The organism is Parabacteroides sp. FAFU027 (genome assembly GCF_022808675.1).
In the GTDB taxonomy this organism is placed as follows: domain Bacteria; phylum Bacteroidota; class Bacteroidia; order Bacteroidales; family UBA7332; genus CAXXIC01.
Window position 1 is genome coordinate 243,735 of the sequence record NZ_JAKZKV010000003.1, and the last position, 17,807, is coordinate 261,541.

General features: G+C 44.4%; 15 protein-coding genes. 3 read left to right on the forward strand and 12 right to left on the reverse strand.

Annotation, left to right across the window (positions count from 1 at the left end; translation table 11 throughout):
• Positions 1-48: 48 nt before the first annotated feature.
• From MLE17_RS06325 to MLE17_RS06380, 12 genes are all read right to left on the reverse strand, one after another.
• On the reverse strand, positions 49-1,467 hold the full coding sequence (locus MLE17_RS06325; RefSeq protein WP_243347912.1) for a nitrogenase component 1: 1,419 nt from the start codon (positions 1,465-1,467) through the stop codon (positions 49-51).
• A gap of 350 nt (positions 1,468-1,817) precedes the next feature.
• Complete coding sequence (gene nifE, locus MLE17_RS06330; RefSeq protein WP_243347913.1) at positions 1,818-3,152, reverse strand: nitrogenase iron-molybdenum cofactor biosynthesis protein NifE; 1,335 nt, start codon at positions 3,150-3,152, stop codon at positions 1,818-1,820.
• A gap of 120 nt (positions 3,153-3,272) precedes the next feature.
• Positions 3,273-4,652 carry a nitrogenase component 1 gene (locus MLE17_RS06335; protein ID WP_243347914.1) on the reverse strand — a complete coding sequence of 460 codons (1,380 nt, stop codon included), beginning with the start codon at positions 4,650-4,652 and terminating at the stop codon, positions 3,273-3,275.
• A 135-nt stretch (positions 4,653-4,787) separates the two neighbouring features.
• On the reverse strand, positions 4,788-6,437 hold the full coding sequence (gene nifD / locus MLE17_RS06340) for a nitrogenase molybdenum-iron protein alpha chain (protein WP_243347915.1): 1,650 nt from the start codon (positions 6,435-6,437) through the stop codon (positions 4,788-4,790).
• A gap of 127 nt (positions 6,438-6,564) precedes the next feature.
• Positions 6,565-6,933 carry a P-II family nitrogen regulator gene (locus tag MLE17_RS06345; protein WP_243347916.1) on the reverse strand — a complete coding sequence of 123 codons (369 nt, stop codon included), beginning with the start codon at positions 6,931-6,933 and terminating at the stop codon, positions 6,565-6,567.
• A gap of 80 nt (positions 6,934-7,013) precedes the next feature.
• Positions 7,014-7,337, reverse strand: coding sequence for a P-II family nitrogen regulator (locus tag MLE17_RS06350; RefSeq protein WP_243347917.1), 324 nt, complete (start codon positions 7,335-7,337; stop codon positions 7,014-7,016).
• Between the two features lie 217 nt (positions 7,338-7,554).
• Positions 7,555-8,379, reverse strand: coding sequence for a nitrogenase iron protein (nifH, locus tag MLE17_RS06355; RefSeq protein ID WP_243347918.1), 825 nt, complete (start codon positions 8,377-8,379; stop codon positions 7,555-7,557).
• Positions 8,380-8,591: 212 nt separating this feature from the next.
• Positions 8,592-9,254 carry an ATP-binding cassette domain-containing protein gene (locus MLE17_RS06360; RefSeq protein WP_243347919.1) on the reverse strand — a complete coding sequence of 221 codons (663 nt, stop codon included), beginning with the start codon at positions 9,252-9,254 and terminating at the stop codon, positions 8,592-8,594.
• Positions 9,255-9,303: 49 nt separating this feature from the next.
• Positions 9,304-9,972: a molybdate ABC transporter permease subunit gene (gene modB / locus MLE17_RS06365; protein WP_243347920.1), complete on the reverse strand. Its 669-nt coding sequence runs from the start codon at positions 9,970-9,972 to the stop codon at positions 9,304-9,306.
• A gap of 128 nt (positions 9,973-10,100) precedes the next feature.
• Positions 10,101-10,871 carry a molybdate ABC transporter substrate-binding protein gene (gene modA, locus MLE17_RS06370; protein WP_243347921.1) on the reverse strand — a complete coding sequence of 257 codons (771 nt, stop codon included), beginning with the start codon at positions 10,869-10,871 and terminating at the stop codon, positions 10,101-10,103.
• Between the two features lie 25 nt (positions 10,872-10,896).
• Positions 10,897-12,258 carry an alginate export family protein gene (locus MLE17_RS06375; protein ID WP_243347922.1) on the reverse strand — a complete coding sequence of 454 codons (1,362 nt, stop codon included), beginning with the start codon at positions 12,256-12,258 and terminating at the stop codon, positions 10,897-10,899.
• 166 nt (positions 12,259-12,424) lie between these two features.
• Positions 12,425-12,775 (reverse strand): winged helix-turn-helix domain-containing protein, encoded by a 351-nt coding sequence (locus tag MLE17_RS06380; RefSeq protein WP_243347923.1) that lies wholly within the window; start codon positions 12,773-12,775, stop codon positions 12,425-12,427.
• A gap of 298 nt (positions 12,776-13,073) precedes the next feature.
• On the opposite strand from MLE17_RS06380, the gene MLE17_RS06385 reads away from it, so the two are divergent.
• From MLE17_RS06385 to MLE17_RS06395, 3 genes are all read left to right on the forward strand, one after another.
• Positions 13,074-15,353, forward strand: coding sequence for a cation:proton antiporter (locus MLE17_RS06385; RefSeq protein ID WP_243347924.1), 2,280 nt, complete (start codon positions 13,074-13,076; stop codon positions 15,351-15,353).
• A 45-nt stretch (positions 15,354-15,398) separates the two neighbouring features.
• Positions 15,399-16,040, forward strand: coding sequence for a carbonic anhydrase family protein (locus MLE17_RS06390; RefSeq protein ID WP_243347925.1), 642 nt, complete (start codon positions 15,399-15,401; stop codon positions 16,038-16,040).
• 965 nt (positions 16,041-17,005) lie between these two features.
• Complete coding sequence (locus MLE17_RS06395) at positions 17,006-17,791, forward strand: Fic family protein (protein WP_243347926.1); 786 nt, start codon at positions 17,006-17,008, stop codon at positions 17,789-17,791.
• The last annotated feature ends 16 nt before the right edge of the window (positions 17,792-17,807 follow it).

Below are 17,807 nucleotides of genomic sequence, written 5' to 3' on the forward strand. Positions count from 1 at the left end.
ACCTAATTACCTATTGAATCTTTGATTTGCCTGAACATGAATCAGGTCTTACATATACTTGTAGCCTACCGGCGATTTTCTTTGTTTGTCTTCCAGCAACGTGTTTACGATTTGCGAGAAGAAGGTGGTCGCACCCTCGTATCCGAGCATCCGGAAATGTTGTGCACCGATGCGATCATGGATCGGGAATCCACAACGGACAATCGGGATGTCCATTTTACGGGCGATGTAGTATCCCTTGCTGTTTCCGATCATCAGGTCGGGCTTGATTTGCTGCATCACTTCGTCCATGCGGTCGAAGCTCATTCCCTGGCCGATGATGGTTTCTTCATCATACATTGGGCCAAGCAACTTTGTGAGGGTTTCGCGGAGTTTACCGCTTTCACCACCGGTTGCACAAAGGACAGGTTTGATTCCGATTTCGGATGCAAAGGCCGCTAAAGCTACTACCATGTCCTCTTCGCCAAATATGACGGTTTTTTTTCCTGACAGGTATTTGTGACCGTCAATGTAGAGGTCCACCAAACGACCGCGCTGGCGTTTGTACTTCTCAGGAACCGGATTACCGGAGAGTGATGACATGATTTCAAGGAACTTGTCGGTCTCATTAATTCCTACCGGAAGTCCGGTTTCGAAACAAGGGACATCGAATTTATCTTTCAGGAATTGTCCGGCTGATTGTACAAGGTAGTTGTCCTTGATTTTGCCATTCATTCCTCCTGAATTTTTAATAAAACCCAGTTCTACTGTTGCTCTGGCCGAACCGCTGGCCTTGAGTTGTGAAATGGGTGTACCTCCGTCGGGGATCCGGGTGTAGGAGTCCCAGGAAGTATTATCGAGAGTGTCGGAATAGTCCGGGAAGAGCATTGCCTCCAGGCCGAAATCCTCCAATATCTCTTTGAGGTGGCGGATATCTTCGGGTGAAACCAGGCTGCTAATCAGATTGATGTGACTCCCTGTTTTTTCACCGCTTTCGGCCAGTGTTTTGACCGCTGCCAGTATGGCATTGAAGAATCCTTCGGCGTGGGTTCCGTTGTAACTCGGAGTAGAGGCGAATATCATTTCCGGGACTTCCGGTTTATCCGCGTTGATCGCTTTATATTCGTTTATCAGTTTAGGGACATCTTCGCCAATCGTTTCACTCAGGCAGGTACTTGCGATGGCTACCACCTTGGGTTGGTATTGGCTGATGATGTTGTCGATTCCGGTGTTGAAATTTCTATTTCCTCCGAAAATGGTTGTCTCTTCACTAAAGTTGGAAGAGGCAATATCCACCGGCTCGCGGTAATGGCTGATCAGGTAACGGCGGATGTAAGTGGCACATCCCTGTGACCCGTGCAGCATGGGCAGTACACCTTCGATCCCCTTGAAGGCAATACAGGCTCCCAGCGGTGTGCATTGCTTGCAAGCATTGCACGAAGAGGCAAAGGAGTCGCCCGTTGGCATGTCTTTTTTAATCTTTTCCATGAGTTCTTTTTTTGACAGACCCCTCCCCTGCCCTCCCTGATGGGGAGAAAGCAGCTTAGTGGAGTTCATTTTTTATTTTGATAAAAGGAATTCCCCTTCCTTACCTATCATTTTGGGTTCCTTAAGGACGTTTATGTATTCCTTAAGGCCATTTGTTTGCTCCTTAAGGCCGTTCTTGTGTTCCTTAACATATTTCATGTACTCCTTAAGGGCATTCATGTGTTCCTTAACATACTTCTTGCGTTCCTTAAGGCCATTTATCTATTCCTTAAGGCCAATCTTATGCTCCTTAACACATTTCTCATATTCCTCAAAGGTCAAAAGAGACGTTACAGGATTCCACTCTTGATTTATCCCCTCTTGACAAACTGCCAGACGGGGCTGGTCACTGTTTCATAGACCTCTTTGGCGAAGTTGAGCATTCCTTCATAACCTGCCAGTGCCAATTTGCGCTCGTGATTGTGGTCGCAAAATCCAATCCCCAGTTTGTAGGCAATCGGTCGCTCTTTTACACCTCCGATGAAGAGGTCGGCGCCGGTAAGTTTGACAAACTCTGAAAGTTCAACCGGGTTGGAGTCGTCCACCAGAATACAACCATCGTCGCAAATCGCCTGGAGCAGTTTATAATCTTCGGTATTTCCGGTCTGTGTACCGGCAATCACCGTTTTCATTCCAATAAGTCGAAGAGCTTTTACTAAGGAAATGGCTTTGAATGCCCCGCCCACATAGATGGCGGCTTTGCGGCCTTCGAGGGCCTGACGGTAAGGCTGGAGTGCGGGCAATAATTTCGACAATTCATCTTTCACCAACTCCTGCGCCTTTTCCATCATCTCATCGCTTTTAAAGTAGCGTGCCACTTCATATAAGGCATCGGACATATCTTCTATACCGAAATAGGATACCTTCATGAAGGGAATATCGTGCTCGGCTTTCATTGATTTAGCCAGGTGCATCATCGAGCCGGAGCATTGCACCACATTGAGTGCCGCCCTGTGGGCGTTGCGGATGTCATTGACACGTCCGTCTCCGGTAATGGAAGCAACAATCTGGATTCCCATTTTTTCGTAATACTCTTTGAGCATCCAGAGTTCGCCTGCCAGGTTAAAATCGCCGAGGATGTTGATACTGTAAGGAGAGATCTCCTTATCGTCTGCCGTGCCTACCAGAGTATTCATGGCGTCACAGGCAATCTTGTATCCGTCTTTTTTAGAGCCCTGGAATCCTTCGGACTGCACAGGGATGACGGGAATTCCTTTTTCCTTTTGCACCCTTTTGCATACCGACTGTACGTCGTCTCCGATAACGCCTACAATACAGGTTGAATATACAAAAGCGGCTTTAGGTGAATGTTTGTCAATGAGCTCGTTTAGAGCATTGTAAAGTTGAGTTTCTCCTCCGAAAATAACGTGTTTCTCGCGCAAGTCTGTCGAAAAACTGCTTCTGTGAAGCTCGGGGCCAGATGACATTGCTCCCCGAATGTCCCAGGTGTACGATGCACAACCAATAGGACCATGAACTAAGTGAAGGGCGTCTGCTATCGGGTAAAGTACTACCCGTGAACCACAGAAGACACAAGCTCTTTGTGAGACAGAGCCTGCCAAACTGGGTTTTCCCCCCACCAGTTCGTGCGAATCTTTACCCTTGGTAACGATTTGCTTTCCTCTATCTTTTAAAAAGTCGCCCATAATGAAAAGATAAGCCCCCTCCGGCTCCCCCCTAGGGGGAGAGATGGAGCATTTATAGTTTGTAGTAATAATATTCAGCCTTACATATCCCCTCCCTATCGGGGAGGGTTAGGGTGGGGCTTAGAGTACCAATTCGAATTTTTCTTCCGGACAAGTACGGTCTTTGTGATCCAGGAATGCTTCCAGGATTTTGATCGCCAGATTAGCTGCTCCTGTGTAACCGGTGAATGGGAAGAAGTTGAATCCCGGGCGGTCAGTAACAGGGAATCCTAAGCGAACGAAAGGAACGTTTTCATCACGTGCGATGTATTTTCCATAAGTGTTACCAATCAGGAGATCAACACCTTCCTGTTTGATCCACTGGTGCATTTGGAACATATCGGCACGCTCACCGCTTTTGAATTTAGCTTCCGGAATATCTTTCAGGATTTCCGCCATTTGCTCATCGAAGTATTTACCCGGAGTACCGGTTACGATGTAAACAGGTTTCATATCCAACGATACCAGGAACTCTGTCAATGGAACCAATGTGTCAGGGTCACCCCACAAAGCCACACGTTTGCCATAGAAGTATTTTGAGTTGTCAGCGATAAGGTCGATCAGTTTACCACGTTCTTCGGTGATTGCATCAGGTACAGGCACATTGGCATGACGGCTCAAAGAGGTGATGAAACGGTCAGTTGCTTTCAAACCGATTGGGATATCCAATACTTCGAAAGGAACTTTACATTTGTTCTCCATTTTGACACAAGCATCTTCGGTAGTGTATTTACCCAAACCGATAGAGAACTTGCTGTCACCTGTAGTAGCCATGTCTGCCAAAGTAATGCCACCTTTCGGATACATTTCGTAGGTTCCGGTCATCGGAGCATCCAGTACGCCGGTCATATCAGGGAACATCAATGTACGGGTTTCCATTACTGAAGCGAGACGTTTGATCTCTTTCATATCAGCTGGCTCCATCCATCCTGCCACGAGGTTTATCACGTTTCTCTTTTTGGGAGTAGCTACAGCCAGGTGTTTTACGAAAGCTGCAACCTGGTTAGAGTAACCGGTAACGTGTGTTCCCACGTAACTTGGGGTGTTACAGTAGATTACTTTCTTACCATCAGGCACTTTACCGTCTTCATAAGCTTTAGCGATGATCTGAGTCATGTCATCACCGATAGTTTCGGAAAGACAGGTCGTGTGAACAGCTACCACTTCAGGATCGTAAACGCTGAAGATGGTTTCGATTGCTGAAACAAGGTTGGATAAACCACCGAATACAGATGAGCCTTCAGAGAATGAAGAAGTAGAAGCAACCACCGGTTCTTTGAAGTGACGGGTCAAAGCACTTCTGTGGTAAGAACAACATCCCTGAGAACCGTGGCTGTGAGGCAAACATCCGTGAATACCGAGCGCTGCATACATGGCGCCTACTGGTTGACAAGTCTTAGCCGGGTTGATGGTCAACGCTTGTCTGTCTATTTCTTTTGCGGTCGTATGTCGTAGTAACATGATTTTGAAGTTTTGCGTTTTACATTCCTGTGTAATTCTCTGTTCTCCTCCGCTCGTCCCCCTCCTTCAGGGAGAGGGAGAGGCAGAAAGAGAATCTATGTCAGAAAAAAAGCTTCAGGTAAAATGTATCACTGGTTAGTTATACATATATTCTGCTTCTACAATTGCTTCGCTTTCCCAAGGTGCTTTCACCTCTTTCCAGATGGTGGTACAAGCGATCATTTCGATATCGGTGTAGAAGTTGATAGCCCCTTTGAATCCGGCGTAAGGACCGCCGTAATCGTAGCTGTGAAGCTGTTTCAAAGGCACACCCATTTTTTGTACGCAGTATTTTTCTTTGATACCGGCGCAGAACACATCGGGTTTGTAGAGCTCGATCAGTTTTTCCATCTCGTAGTGGCTGAGGTCGTCGATTACCAGGGTACCTTTCTGCATTTGCTTCATCATACCTTCGTATTCGGTGAAGTCCATTCCGTTTGCATCGAGTGCTGCCAATTCCTCTTCAGTTTTGCGAGGGTTGTAGCGAGTTGGATCTTTATCAACTGTAATCTCTTCGATGTTACGGCTGTCTGCGTCGATTTTGATAGTCGGGATGACTCGGCGGCCTTCGTAGTCGTCACGGTGTCCGAACTCGTAACCTGCTGAAAGCGTAGTCATACCCAGCTCTTCGAACAGATCCTGGTAGTGGTGAGCGCGTGATCCACCCACGAAGAGCATCGCTGTTTTGCCTTTGGTTTTAGCCAAAGCTTTAAGACGGGCTGCTTCCACTTCTACCATTTCGTCTGCGATTACCTCTTCCACTTTGTCTTTCAGCTCCTGGTCACCGAAGTACTCAGCAATTTTGCGAAGCATTTTTGCAGTAGAACCGGCACCGATTGGCTGAACTTTAATCCATGGAATACCGAAAGCAGTTTCCATCATCTCAGCCACATAGTTGATCGAACGGTGGCACATTACCATGTTCAGGTCAGCAGTGTGTGCATTTTCGAATGACTGAATGGTAGAGTTACCAGAGAATGTAGAAATCAGGTTGATTCCACATTTTTCGAATACTCTTTCCAATTCGAATGCGTCACCACCGATGTTATATTCACCCAAAAGGTTAACGCGATATTTGAGGCTTCCTCTTACTTCGTCATCACGACCGATCAGGTTTTTGAACAAACCGTTGTTGGCAATGTGGTGACCGGCTGACTGTGATACTCCACGGTAACCTTCGCAAGAGAATCCGAAGATGTTGATTTTGTCCTCACCGATCTCTTCTTTCATGTGGCGGGCGACACGGTGAACGTCGTCACCGATCAAACCAACCGGACAGGTAGAGAAGATTGCGATTGCTTTCGGATGGAACAGTTCGTAAGCTTCACGGATCGCCTGTTTGAGTTTTTCTTCACCACCGAAAACGATGTTAGAATCCTGCATATCGGTTGAGAAACAGTAAGTGATGAAGTTTTCCTCTTGCTCGGTCATTGGCTTAGTCTGGTTACGACGGGTCAACCACGAGTAGAAACCGCAACCGATAGGACCGTGAGTAATGTTGATGATGTCGCGGGTCGGTCCAAGTACCACCCCTTTACATCCTGCGTATGTACATCCGCGCTGAGTGATAGAACCCGGAACTGTACGAACGTTTGCCTGAATTTCGGGAATAGTATCAGGGTCATTTACTAAGATAGCTTTATCCCGCTTCCGAGCGACTTTTTTAGGGTATTTGCTCAATACCTTTTCTTTGAAGGTTTTCAGTTCTTCGACATTGAAACCTTTATCTTTAATTTCTTTTTCCACAACAAAGTCTCCTATGTTAAAATGAATGGTTCGGTTGATGCGCTTTTGGCCTGATTTCTTTTTGGTTTAGCTGAAAGAAGCGGGATACATTTAAAAGTAACCTTCAACCGATGACTTGAAATAATGATTAGTCGAGTGTGATGTCTCCCGTTTCAGCGGTACGCACACGAATTGAATCAGCAGTATCGATAACAAAGATTTTTCCGTCACCGCTTTTACCGGAATTGTTGGCTTTCATCAATGTTTCTACCGCAAGGTCTTTTTTCTCATCAGTAACCACCAGAGTGATCATTCTTTTTGATTTGAGACGGGGAGCGGTTTGGATCAGTTCACGATATTCAGGGTCAGTTGCTTCGATAACTTTTTCAAGGTCACCGTGGCCTTTTCCACGACCTAATACCGACATTGCTGTAAATGAAGGAAGTCCCGCATCAGATAGCAATTGTTTGGTTTCAGTCATTTTGGCAATTCGTATGATAGCAAGAATTAATTTCATAATCTAATTGAGTTTGTAAAGCTAAGAGTGAGCGGATAGCCTGGATGCTGCCGGTCCGCATCCTCTTTGCTTCGGATTAATTAATCTCTTTTACCACTTGAGATAGTGTAAGATTCCTCTACCGGAGTAACGAAGATCTTACCGTCTCCGAATTGTCCTTTATCACCGGAACGGGCAGCCCCTAAGATGGTCTCTACCACAAAATCCTTGTCGCTTTCTTTGATTACGATCATCAGCATCTCTTTAGGAAGTTCATCGTAAGTAACATCTCCTACTTTCAAACCACGCTGTTTACCACGACCGAAAACTGATAATTTTGTTACTGCCGGAAAGCCTGCATTAAACAATGCTTTCATTACTGCTGGTGACTTCTCCGGACGAACGATAGCTCTTAATAAATACATGTAATTGTCTCCTTTTCTTTTAATTAGTAATAGATTGGGTCCCCATTAACCGGTCTTTTATTTTATCCCGAAACTCAATACAATTCCAGGCCGTGATGAATCCTATAACACAGCAGTAAAAAGCTTCAGTAAGACGATTGATTATTCTTGTGAGGATGATCAGCCAATCAGGACGGGGCCATCGGCTAGCCCCGGGCGATTGACATGATGAATATAATTAGTTCATAATTCCGAAGCCGATCAACAGGTCTTCCAGTTCCTGGATTGAAAGCGGGTTAGGAATTACGTGCATGGTGTTTGAATTAATTTTAGTTGCCAAAGCACGATATTCGTCAGCTTGTGCGTGTTCAGGAGCGTAGTCAATTACAGTCTGACGGTTGATTTCAGCGTGCTGAACCATGTTGTCACGAGGAACGAAGTGAATCATTTGAGTACCCAGTCTTTTAGCGAACTCTATAATCATGTTAGCTTCGTTGTCCACTTTACGGGAGTTACAAATCAAACCACCCAGACGAACATCACCTACTTTGCCGAATTTAGCGATTGATTTACAGATGTTGTTTGCAGCATACATTGCCATCATCTCACCTGAACATACGATGTAAACTTCCTGAGCTTTACCGTCGCGGATCGGCATTGCGAAACCACCACATACAACGTCACCCAATACATCATAGAATACATAATCCAGTTTTTTGTCATCATCGTAAGCGCCCAACTGCTCAAGCAAGTTGATTGAAGTGATGATACCACGACCAGCGCAACCTACACCCGGTTCAGGACCACCTGATTCCACACAGCTTGTGTTTTTGAATCCTTCTTTCATTACATCATCCAATTCTACATCTTCACCTTCATCGCGAAGAGTATCCAGTACGGTTTTCTGAGCAAGACCGTGAAGAAGCAGACGAGTAGAGTCAGCCTTAGGGTCACAACCCACAACCATTACTTTTTTTCCCATTTCAGCCAAACCGGCTACAGTGTTTTGAGTAGTTGTACTTTTACCAATACCACCTTTTCCATAAATTGCAATCTTTCTCATAACCTTAAAAATTTAGTTTTCTACCTTGTGTAAAGAATTGATTTCACTTATGAAAAGACAAAGCGCGTGCCAAACCGGACACGCGCTTCATTTTTTATCGAAAGTTTTTCCTAAGTAACTGAGAGTCAGAGATAAAAAAAAAACCAAGAAAATCATATTGACAGCCCAACAAATAATAAACCAATCACAATGTAACATTAAAGAAGCTTTTTCTACCATTTTGTAGGAGTAATAACCGATTCTATTTTCACATTGTCAATTTTAATAATTCCGGTTGCCAATCTACGGATTTCATCTTTATCGTGGCTTACCATCAGCGTGGTTGCCTGTATCAAATGATGGGCTTTGGCAATTTCATCCTGTAGGGCGAGTCGCATTTCATAGTCTAAAGCCGACAAAGGCTCATCAAGCAGCAACACCTCAGGCTGGCGAACCAGTGCACGGGCCAAAGCTACCCGCTGTTTTTGTCCCCCGGAGAGTTTCCCGGGCTTTTGCCGACGTAGATTGTCCAGATCAAAGGCTTCCATCAGGGCATCCGCCATGCTATAGTCTTTTTTATCGAGGGCAAAATGGATATTTCCCTCTACCGTCATATTCGGAAACAGGGCGTAATCCTGAAACATAAAACCGACATTACGTTTCTGTGGCGCCAGATTTACCTTTTTGTAGGAATTAAATACGGTAGTTTCACCTATCCGTATGATTCCCTTATCGGGCTGAAACAATCCGGCCACCATCCTGAGCAACGTTGTTTTTCCCGAACCGGAACGTCCGAACAGACAAACCAGTTCGTTGGTCGGTATCTCTAAGCAAACCTCCAGCTTTCGCGGGCCTTCGGAAGTGTGCATCTTGCGTTCTACATCTATGTATATCATTTACATTTACAATTTAGTCATTTACAATTTACCCTTTCCCGAAAGAAGGTTATCGAAACCTCTTATTCACACTATATATAATAGTAAGCAATACAAACGACAGAATAAAGAGGATGAATGCATACTGATTCGCCACTTCATAATTGAGCGCCTGCACCTCGTCATAAATAGCAATAGAGGCAACCCGGGTTTCTCCCGGCATATTGCCTCCGACCATCAACACAATACCGAACTCTCCGATGCAGTGGGCAAAGGTCATGGCCACTGCGGTCACAATAGAAGGTTTGATATTGGGCAATAATACCCGGAAGAAGGTGGTAACTTTTGATTTTCCCAATGTATAGGAGGCTTCACGCAGGCTATCCGGTAATGCCATCAATCCGTTTTGCAGCGGTTGAATCATAAAAGGCAAGCCAAACAGTACACTCGCCACCAATACTCCCTGGAAGGTAAAGGCTAACCTGAAATCGAAATGATTCTCCAGAAATCCGCCGAAACCATGTTGCGGGCTGAATGCTACCAACAGATAATACCCCATCACCGTGGGGGGCAATACCATCGGCATACAGATCAAGGCCTCAACCACCGACTTTAACGGAAAGCGATTGAATGATAGCCAGTATGCAACCGGCATGCCGATGATAAATAATATCAGTGTCGTAGCACCGGCCAGTTTACCGGTCAGTAGCAGGGTTTCGATAAATTCGGGAGACATCATGTTTCTTGTTTTGTTGAGAATAAAAGATTGGCACACAGATGACACAGATTTGAACTGATGGACACAGATAAGAAAGAAAATCCATAAAAATCCGTGCTCCGCAGTATCTGTGTCATCCTTTTACTTTATTATTCTACAATTGATTCTTTTTCGCTTGGCAATCTAAAACCAAAGTTCTTAAATATATTACGGGCATCAGGCATTGATACAAATTTCGCAAAATCATACGCTAACTTATTATTTTTGGCTGGTTTCAGCATTACAAAAGCTTGCTTCAATGGAGAATGAGATTTACTGTCAATAAGAAGATATTTGCCTTTACCTTTCATGGCCGGCGCACATGTAAGTGACAGGGCTATAAATCCGATTTCTGCATTACCGGATGTAACGTATTGTGCCGTTTGTGAAATATTATCACCCAAAATAAGCTTCTCTTTTATCTTATCATATAGTTTATAATACTTCAGACACTCTTCGGCACGTTTACCATACGGAGCATGCTCCGGATTAGCAATGGCGATTTTTGAAACTTTAGAATCTAACACGGCATTCATACCTGCTTTCAGGTCAATGGTGTTACTCCAAAGGGTTAGGTATCCGATTGCATAAAGTTTCGGTTTAGAAATTGTAAACCCTAATTCTTTTAGTCTTTTCGGATAACTGATATCTGCCGAAAAATAGAGTTCGTATTCCGCCCCATTTGAGATTTGTTGAAATGCATTTCCCGACGAACCGTAAGTGACTTGAATATCCGCACCAGGCTTCTTTTGCTTGTAAAGTTCTACAACTTTGTCCATCGCATAGCGTAAATCAGCTGCCGCAGCAATACGGACTTTTTGTGCAGTAGCACTTAGTTGGATGGCTAATGCCGCTATAAGTAATAATGTGATTCGTTTCATAAGTCAGTATTTATTTAGATGATCATTATTTCACGTTAAGAAATGCAGGTTTAAATGTCAGCATCACGTAAGCCCAGGTAGGAGTATCGACTTTGGTTGTTATTTTTTTTGCTATTTTCACCGCATCAGTCAGGAAATAAGTGCTGTAACCGCCCTGAACAGAAAACTCAGGAGACACATCATAATTAACCGTCAGGTCAAGCTCAGAGCCTAAATCCTTATTACCGGCAGACGGACGTTTCGCCAAATCAAATTTGTGGAAAGTGAGATCAGCTTTTAATTTCTCCAACGGTTTGGTCTCGATCCCGAAATAGAGGTCCGAAAGCCCCTGAGCAGGCGGTGTTGTCCAGTATTCCATTGAGCCATTGAAGGAGTGATTCGTTCCATACAATTTATTAAAAGTATAGCTGCGGTTCGATGCTGTTGCTGCACTTGAACCGGAATAATAGTCTTCCCCGACATTCAACGCAATCATTTTGTTGATTTTCCCCTGTAATTTTCCGGCAAGAAGGAACCCTTCCAGTTTCTTATATGAGGTTGAATTATCGTATCCATATTGGTAGTATCCGGTCAGGTAACTATTTACAGGAAAATCAGGATTATTAAACCAAAGGTTTCCTCCCAATGTATTCCTGAAAGCCAGGTATCGCAATGCGCTTGCTTTTGTCATGCTTTGGAAACCTTCATTTACCCAAAGCGCTGAAGCGCCAAGGCTACCTATGCTGCGGGTCATCCACAGGTAATTCATTGTTTTATAAGTCGTCTTATAAGCCGTTTCTATCTGAACATCACTACCGTTGTTCCAGGCACTCCCAAGATGGGCAATGAAGTTTGTCGTGGTATATTTCATCAACAACACGTCATGTGCATTACCGGTATTGCTCCAGTTACTGGCCGAAAATATCCGCTTATCGTCATACTCCAGTGCCTGACGTCCCATTGCCAGGGAGATACCCGGTGCAAACAAATATTCACCCCACGCCTCATAAATGCCGGTCGCATTGGTTGCCGAGGTACTTGTGGAAGTAGAAGTGCTTTTGTAGGTAGTACCGGAGGTGGTAGTCGTCGCAGCAGTTGTGGTTGACGTCGTGGTGGTAGTGGTTGTTGCAACCTGTGTTCCCGGCGCCGTTTGTCCGTAAGTACGGGTATCCTGCAAGGTTATCTTCGCTTTAAATACATTGGAGGTATAGGCCAAATTCAACCGGGTACGCAAATTTGTTACCAATGCTGCATCCGTTGAATCAACTACCGGAGACTTAAATCCGTCCCGCATTTCAGTCCGGGTACGGATTTCGCCTCCGATTTTTACAGCCTGAGCAAATATGGTCCCGCTCACCATACAGAATAAAATCAGGATAGTACCTATTGTGGAAAATCTTGTGTTCATAATCGTAATTGTTTTTAGTTCAAGAATCTATCTGAAAATCATTTCCTCCGGAGAAACAACTTTGGGTTTTAAGTTTTACGTATTACGTTCTTGAAATCAACCTGTGTCATCAGCGTGCCAATCCATTCGTTATAAGGAAAAAAGATAACGCAAGGCAAACGAAAAATCAGAAGATGCACAGCAGCAGTTCTTCTCCCAATTTTCGGGTCTGCTCAGAATGTTGAGCGACCAACCGGTCAAAACGGAAAATAATATCTATTCCGAATTTAGTTAACTCCGCTCCTCCCCCGTTCGTTCCACCGCGTTTGCGAATGACCAACGGTACAGGCGACAACAGATTCATTTGCTGTATGAAGTTCCAGGCCTGCTGGTATGACATTCCCATCTCTTTGGAAGCTGCAAGCATCGAGCCGGTCGTTGCAACTCTTTTAAGCAGCTCCACCCGTTTGGGGTTCAGAAAGCAGACACCATCCTTACTGATTTCGAGGGAAGAATTTATTGTAAAGGGAATTCGCATACGTTATTCATTTGCCTAAATAACGGCAACAATCGTGCCAGAAACGTAATCAACTGAGACCCAATAACAATTACTATTTGACCCCAGGAAGATTCTAAAACGTTTATGTAACATTGTGATATTCAACCGCACAAAAATGTAGGAATTCGAAGCGAATTGGCTTTTTAATAGACAAATAGCGCTGTTTCCGGGGTAGAAGGTTGTAAAGCCGCAATAATCTTACTATTTTCGCAAAAATGGGAGTAAGCTAACAACTTACCCCCATATTTATATATATAACCAATAAAAAAAGAAGCCTATGCGTCAACACAAAAACCTTCTCTATTACATCACGACTATCGTGGGATTTTCGTTGATGATTTATTATGTAGTGACAAGCGGCAAAATACTGGAAACCGGCAGACCTATTCATACCCTGCCCTCCTCCATGCTTTCACACTGGGATATGGCGGTGCAGACGCTGACTGAAAATCTCACCCACCCGTTATCCATACTACTACTTCAGATTGTGGTGATTATCGTGGTAGCCCGCTTCTTTGCTTTTATCTGTCAGAAAATTGGCCAACCGACCGTTATCGGTGAGATTCTGGCCGGTATATTCCTGGGGCCTTCATTTTTTGGCCACCATTTTCCCGAATTATCCAAATTTATTTTCCCTGCGGCATCATTGGGAAACCTTCAGTTTCTGAGTCAGATCGGATTGGTGCTCTTCATGTTTATCGTGGGCATGGAGCTTGACCTGAAGGTACTTAAGAATAAAGCCCAGAATGCGATTATCATCAGCCACGCCAGTATCGTGTTGCCATTTGCACTCGGTATGGGGCTGGCCTACTACATCTATAAGGATTTTGCTCCGGAGCATGCCTCATTCCTCTCCTTCGCCCTCTTTTTGGGAATTGCGATGAGTATCACGGCATTTCCGGTTTTGGCCCGCATCGTACAGGAGCGCGGCCTTTCCAAAACCAAAATCGGTGCGATGGTCATCACCTGCGCCGCAGCCGATGATATCACGGCCTGGTGTTTGCTGGCGGCTGTGATTGCCGTTGTCAAAGCAGGCAGTATGCTGAGTGCGCTTTACACGATCGCTATGGCGGTCGGTTATGTATTGGTGATGTTTCTGATTGTACGACCTTTCTACAAACGCCTCGGTGAGCAATACACCAATAAGGAATACCTGAGCAAACCGGTAGTGGGCATCTTCTTTATCATGCTCTTTATCTCGGCATATACGACCGAAACCATTGGTATCCACGCCCTCTTCGGCGCTTTCGTGGCCGGGGTAATCATGCCTACGAATATCTCTTTCCGTAATATTTTTGTGGAAAAGGTGGAAGATATATCGTTACTGCTCTTGTTACCGCTATTCTTCGTATTCACCGGTTTGCGTACTGAAATCGGTCTCCTAAACGAACCTTATCTCTGGAAAGTTACCGGTTTTATCATTCTGGTAGCGGTAGTTGGTAAGTTTGTGGGAAGTGCACTGTCGGCAAAGTTTGTCGGACAGACCTGGCGCGAGAGCCTTACCATCGGCGCCCTGATGAATACCCGCGGACTGATGGAGCTTGTCGTGCTCAATATCGGTTACGACCTCGGTGTACTGGGTCCGACAATATTTGCCATGATGATCCTGATGGCATTGACTACTACCTTTATGACGGGTCCGGCACTCAGCCTGATCGGCCTTATTTTCCCGGAGAAAAAGAAAAAACCTCAAACCCGAAATATCCGACAGAAAGAGCATTACAAAGTATTGCTTGCTGTAGGAAATCCACACAGTGGAAAGCCGCTTATCCGTCTGGCTCAGGGATTTACCGGTAAGGAGATTGACCAGTCGGACATCACCGTATTGCACCTTTCTCCAAGTAACGACCTCAACCCGCATAACATCGACGAGTTTGAAAAGGAGAGTTTCCGCCAGATTAAACACGAGGCCAAACTGCTCGACCTACCTGTCACCACCATGTTTAAAGCCGCAGGGGATATTGAACGGGAAATCAGCCATACGGCGAACCAAAACGACTTCGACCTGTTATTAATCGGCGTTGGGCCTTCCATTTACGAAGGAACGCTGCTTGGGAAAGTGCTTGGATTCACCTCGTCGTTTATCATGCCTGACCGTCTCTATGGTAAAATCACCGGACGCGACAAGCTATATGACACTGCCGGACTGGGTGACCGCACCATCCGCATTATGAAAGGGTGCGATGTGCCGGTGGGTGTATTTCTCAATAACAAGTTCGAACACCTTGAGCATGTACTCATTCCGTTTATCACCGAGAGCGACAGCTTCCTGCTCGATTATGCCGAGCGTCTGCTTCAACACAGCAATGCCACTATTGCATTGATCGACCTGAATCAGTATATGCAAAAGAGCAAAGAACATAATGGCCGGTTGAATAAGATGAAACAAACGGCACCGGAACGCATCACCCTGTTCAGCAACCATTCGTTTGAGAACAACCTGTTGCCGCGCCAGTGCCTGATGATCATCAGTTTTGAAAGCTGGAAACAGGTAATGGAAAACCGATTCGAAGGTCTGTCGGATAAGAGTTCTATCCTGATTATAAAAAACAACTAACCCCATCATACGGGGAATCATTTATTCTGAAACAACTCATAACCCATGAAGTATCATACCGCCGAGACACAGGCTACCATGACGCCTGCCAAAGCGCTTCAATTCCTGAAGGATGGAAATCAACGGTTTATCAATAACCTGAATGCCAACCATGACTTGCTGAAACAAGTCAACAGTTACAAGGACGGGCAGTTTCCTTTTGCCATCATACTTGGATGTATGGATAGCCGCACTACGGTTGAGCATATCTTCGACCAGGGATTGGGCGATGTTTTCAGCGTTCGCATAGCCGGAAACATTGTTAATGACGATATTCTTGGTAGCCTGGAGTATGCCTGCAAGATCACGGGCAGCAAACTGATCCTGGTATTGGGACACAGCAAATGCGGTGCTACCTACGGGGCCTGCTCGGGTACAAAGGTGGGCCATCTTACCCAGTTATTGGATAAATTCCAGTCCTCAATTGATAAGGTGAAATTACATTATCCCGATACACAAATGACTGATAATACTTTCGTGGACGCTGTCTCACACCAAAATGTATTGCAAAGTATGAGAGAGATTATGGCTAAAAGCCCCGTACTCAAAGAGATGATTGAAGCCGGAGAGATAGGACTCGTTGGTGCATTCTATAACCTAGAGACAGGGGTAGTGGAATTTATGGATGAACAAATCAGAATATTATAAAAAAGTCTGCTCTCCTGAGCAATACGAAAATCGTTAATTTACAAATCATTGTCTGGATGCAGCAAAGCGGAAAGGCAATGATTTTTTTATTCTACATGGATGGCACTTCAATATGTTTATTGAATCCCAGATTACGATTTTATCATACTAGTTGGAATAACCGTAGTTTTATATCAAAATAATAGTTTCTGTCCATTGTTTACCACAGACCCTGGTTACTAGTGTGTCTCTGGAGCATCCCTAGAGGATCTCTAGAGTGTCCCTAGAGGATCAAACGTCTAAAATGGACTGTTTTTGAGCTTTTATATTTTGACAAAATGTCAATTTAAATCATATTTCTTCGATTATGATCGGGACAATAGTAATACTCTCCCTAATTGGTCAGGTCATAGATAAATACATAAATATCCAGAATAACCAGATATGTAATTTACACTATTTCCAGATATAATACATATCTTATAGGATGTGGGGGATATCTGGATATTATGTGGGGCAAATGTGGGTTAAATCTGGGTATTTATGCAATTTGGCAGGAAGTTGGTATTTATCGTGAGGAACTCATCTAAGCATACCAATCCATAAATTACGTCACGACTTTACACCTTTTTTATTGGGATAACAAGGAGTTTGAGTAATCATACATCAAGTGTAAAAACATCGTACTCTTTCCGTACGTGATCGCAGTAAAAGGGTTAAACATCGCACGGTTTTTATGGGCAAACGCATGAAATGGGTGGAATTTCGCTGTTTATGGCACTCGGATAACACGGATTTTGACGGATGACCTCTGATTTCTTTTTCTTATCCTTACAAATCCGAGCTGAGAAGCATCCGTGGCATCTGTGTGCAAATAAATCTTTCCATAAAAGCACCTCAATATAACACCCTGTCTTTTTGGTTTGTCTATATTTGCATTTCAATCAAAACATGGAATTATTTGAGGATAAGTAAATAATTAAGCTATGACTTTATATCTCCAAATCATCCCCACTACCCTTTTTCCCAAATACCTCTCCCAAATCAATCCCGATTTACAGGAACGATTTGACCAATTGGAAGATGCCGAAATATCTACCGATGCCTTCAGCTTCTATACTTCGGTCGCATCCGTCTATTCCAGCAAAATAGAGGGGGAAGATATTGAGCTGGACTCTTATGTCAAACACAAACGGTTTGGGGTGGCGTTTCTGCCCGATTACACCAAAAAGATTGACGACCTCTACAATGCCTACACCTTTGCCAAAACTCACGAGCTAAGCCGGGAAAATATAGCAGAGGTACACAAGTTACTAAGTAAACATATCCTATCGAAGCATCAACACGGGAAATTCCGTACACAAAACATGTATGTGATCACGCCTGATGGAAAGATTGAATATGTGGCTGCATCACCGTTTGAAGTGGAAAGTGAGATGCAGAAATTCTATCACGATCTGGAGGTGTTGCTGAATCAGGAGATGAGTATTGCCGAGGTGTTTTACTTTGCCGCCATGCTACATCTGGTATTTGTGAAAATCCACCCGTGGAATGATGGCAACGGTCGTACAGCCCGCCTGATAGAAAAGTGGTTCTTGGCACAAAAATTGGGCGAAAAGAGCTGGTTTATCCGGAGTGAACAATATTACTACGAACATCACAACACCTATTACCAGAACATTCGGGCATTGGGCATTGAGTATGATCAACTGGATTATTCGAAAGCTTTGCCTTTTTTATTGATGTTGCCCGAGTCGATTATGGCACACTGATGACACGGAATAATTG

Bases quoted from the DNA above. Each gene is read 5' to 3' on its own strand.
- nifH (WP_243347918.1), bottom strand. From the start codon at position 8,379: ATGAGAAAGATTGCAATTTATGGAAAAGGTGGTATTGGTAAAAGTACA.
- MLE17_RS06325 (WP_243347912.1), bottom strand. From the start codon at position 1,467: ATGGAAAAGATTAAAAAAGACATGCCAACGGGCGACTCCTTTGCCTCT.
- MLE17_RS06395 (WP_243347926.1), top strand. From the start codon at position 17,006: ATGACTTTATATCTCCAAATCATCCCCACTACCCTTTTTCCCAAATAC.
- modB (WP_243347920.1), bottom strand. From the start codon at position 9,972: ATGATGTCTCCCGAATTTATCGAAACCCTGCTACTGACCGGTAAACTG.
- MLE17_RS06385 (WP_243347924.1), top strand. From the start codon at position 13,074: ATGCGTCAACACAAAAACCTTCTCTATTACATCACGACTATCGTGGGA.
- MLE17_RS06335 (WP_243347914.1), bottom strand. From the start codon at position 4,652: ATGTTACTACGACATACGACCGCAAAAGAAATAGACAGACAAGCGTTG.
- MLE17_RS06375 (WP_243347922.1), bottom strand. From the start codon at position 12,258: ATGAACACAAGATTTTCCACAATAGGTACTATCCTGATTTTATTCTGT.
- modA (WP_243347921.1), bottom strand. From the start codon at position 10,871: ATGAAACGAATCACATTATTACTTATAGCGGCATTAGCCATCCAACTA.
- nifE (WP_243347913.1), bottom strand. From the start codon at position 3,152: ATGGGCGACTTTTTAAAAGATAGAGGAAAGCAAATCGTTACCAAGGGT.
- MLE17_RS06380 (WP_243347923.1), bottom strand. From the start codon at position 12,775: ATGCGAATTCCCTTTACAATAAATTCTTCCCTCGAAATCAGTAAGGAT.
- MLE17_RS06390 (WP_243347925.1), top strand. From the start codon at position 15,399: ATGAAGTATCATACCGCCGAGACACAGGCTACCATGACGCCTGCCAAA.
- MLE17_RS06360 (WP_243347919.1), bottom strand. From the start codon at position 9,254: ATGATATACATAGATGTAGAACGCAAGATGCACACTTCCGAAGGCCCG.
- MLE17_RS06350 (WP_243347917.1), bottom strand. From the start codon at position 7,337: ATGTATTTATTAAGAGCTATCGTTCGTCCGGAGAAGTCACCAGCAGTA.
- MLE17_RS06345 (WP_243347916.1), bottom strand. From the start codon at position 6,933: ATGAAATTAATTCTTGCTATCATACGAATTGCCAAAATGACTGAAACC.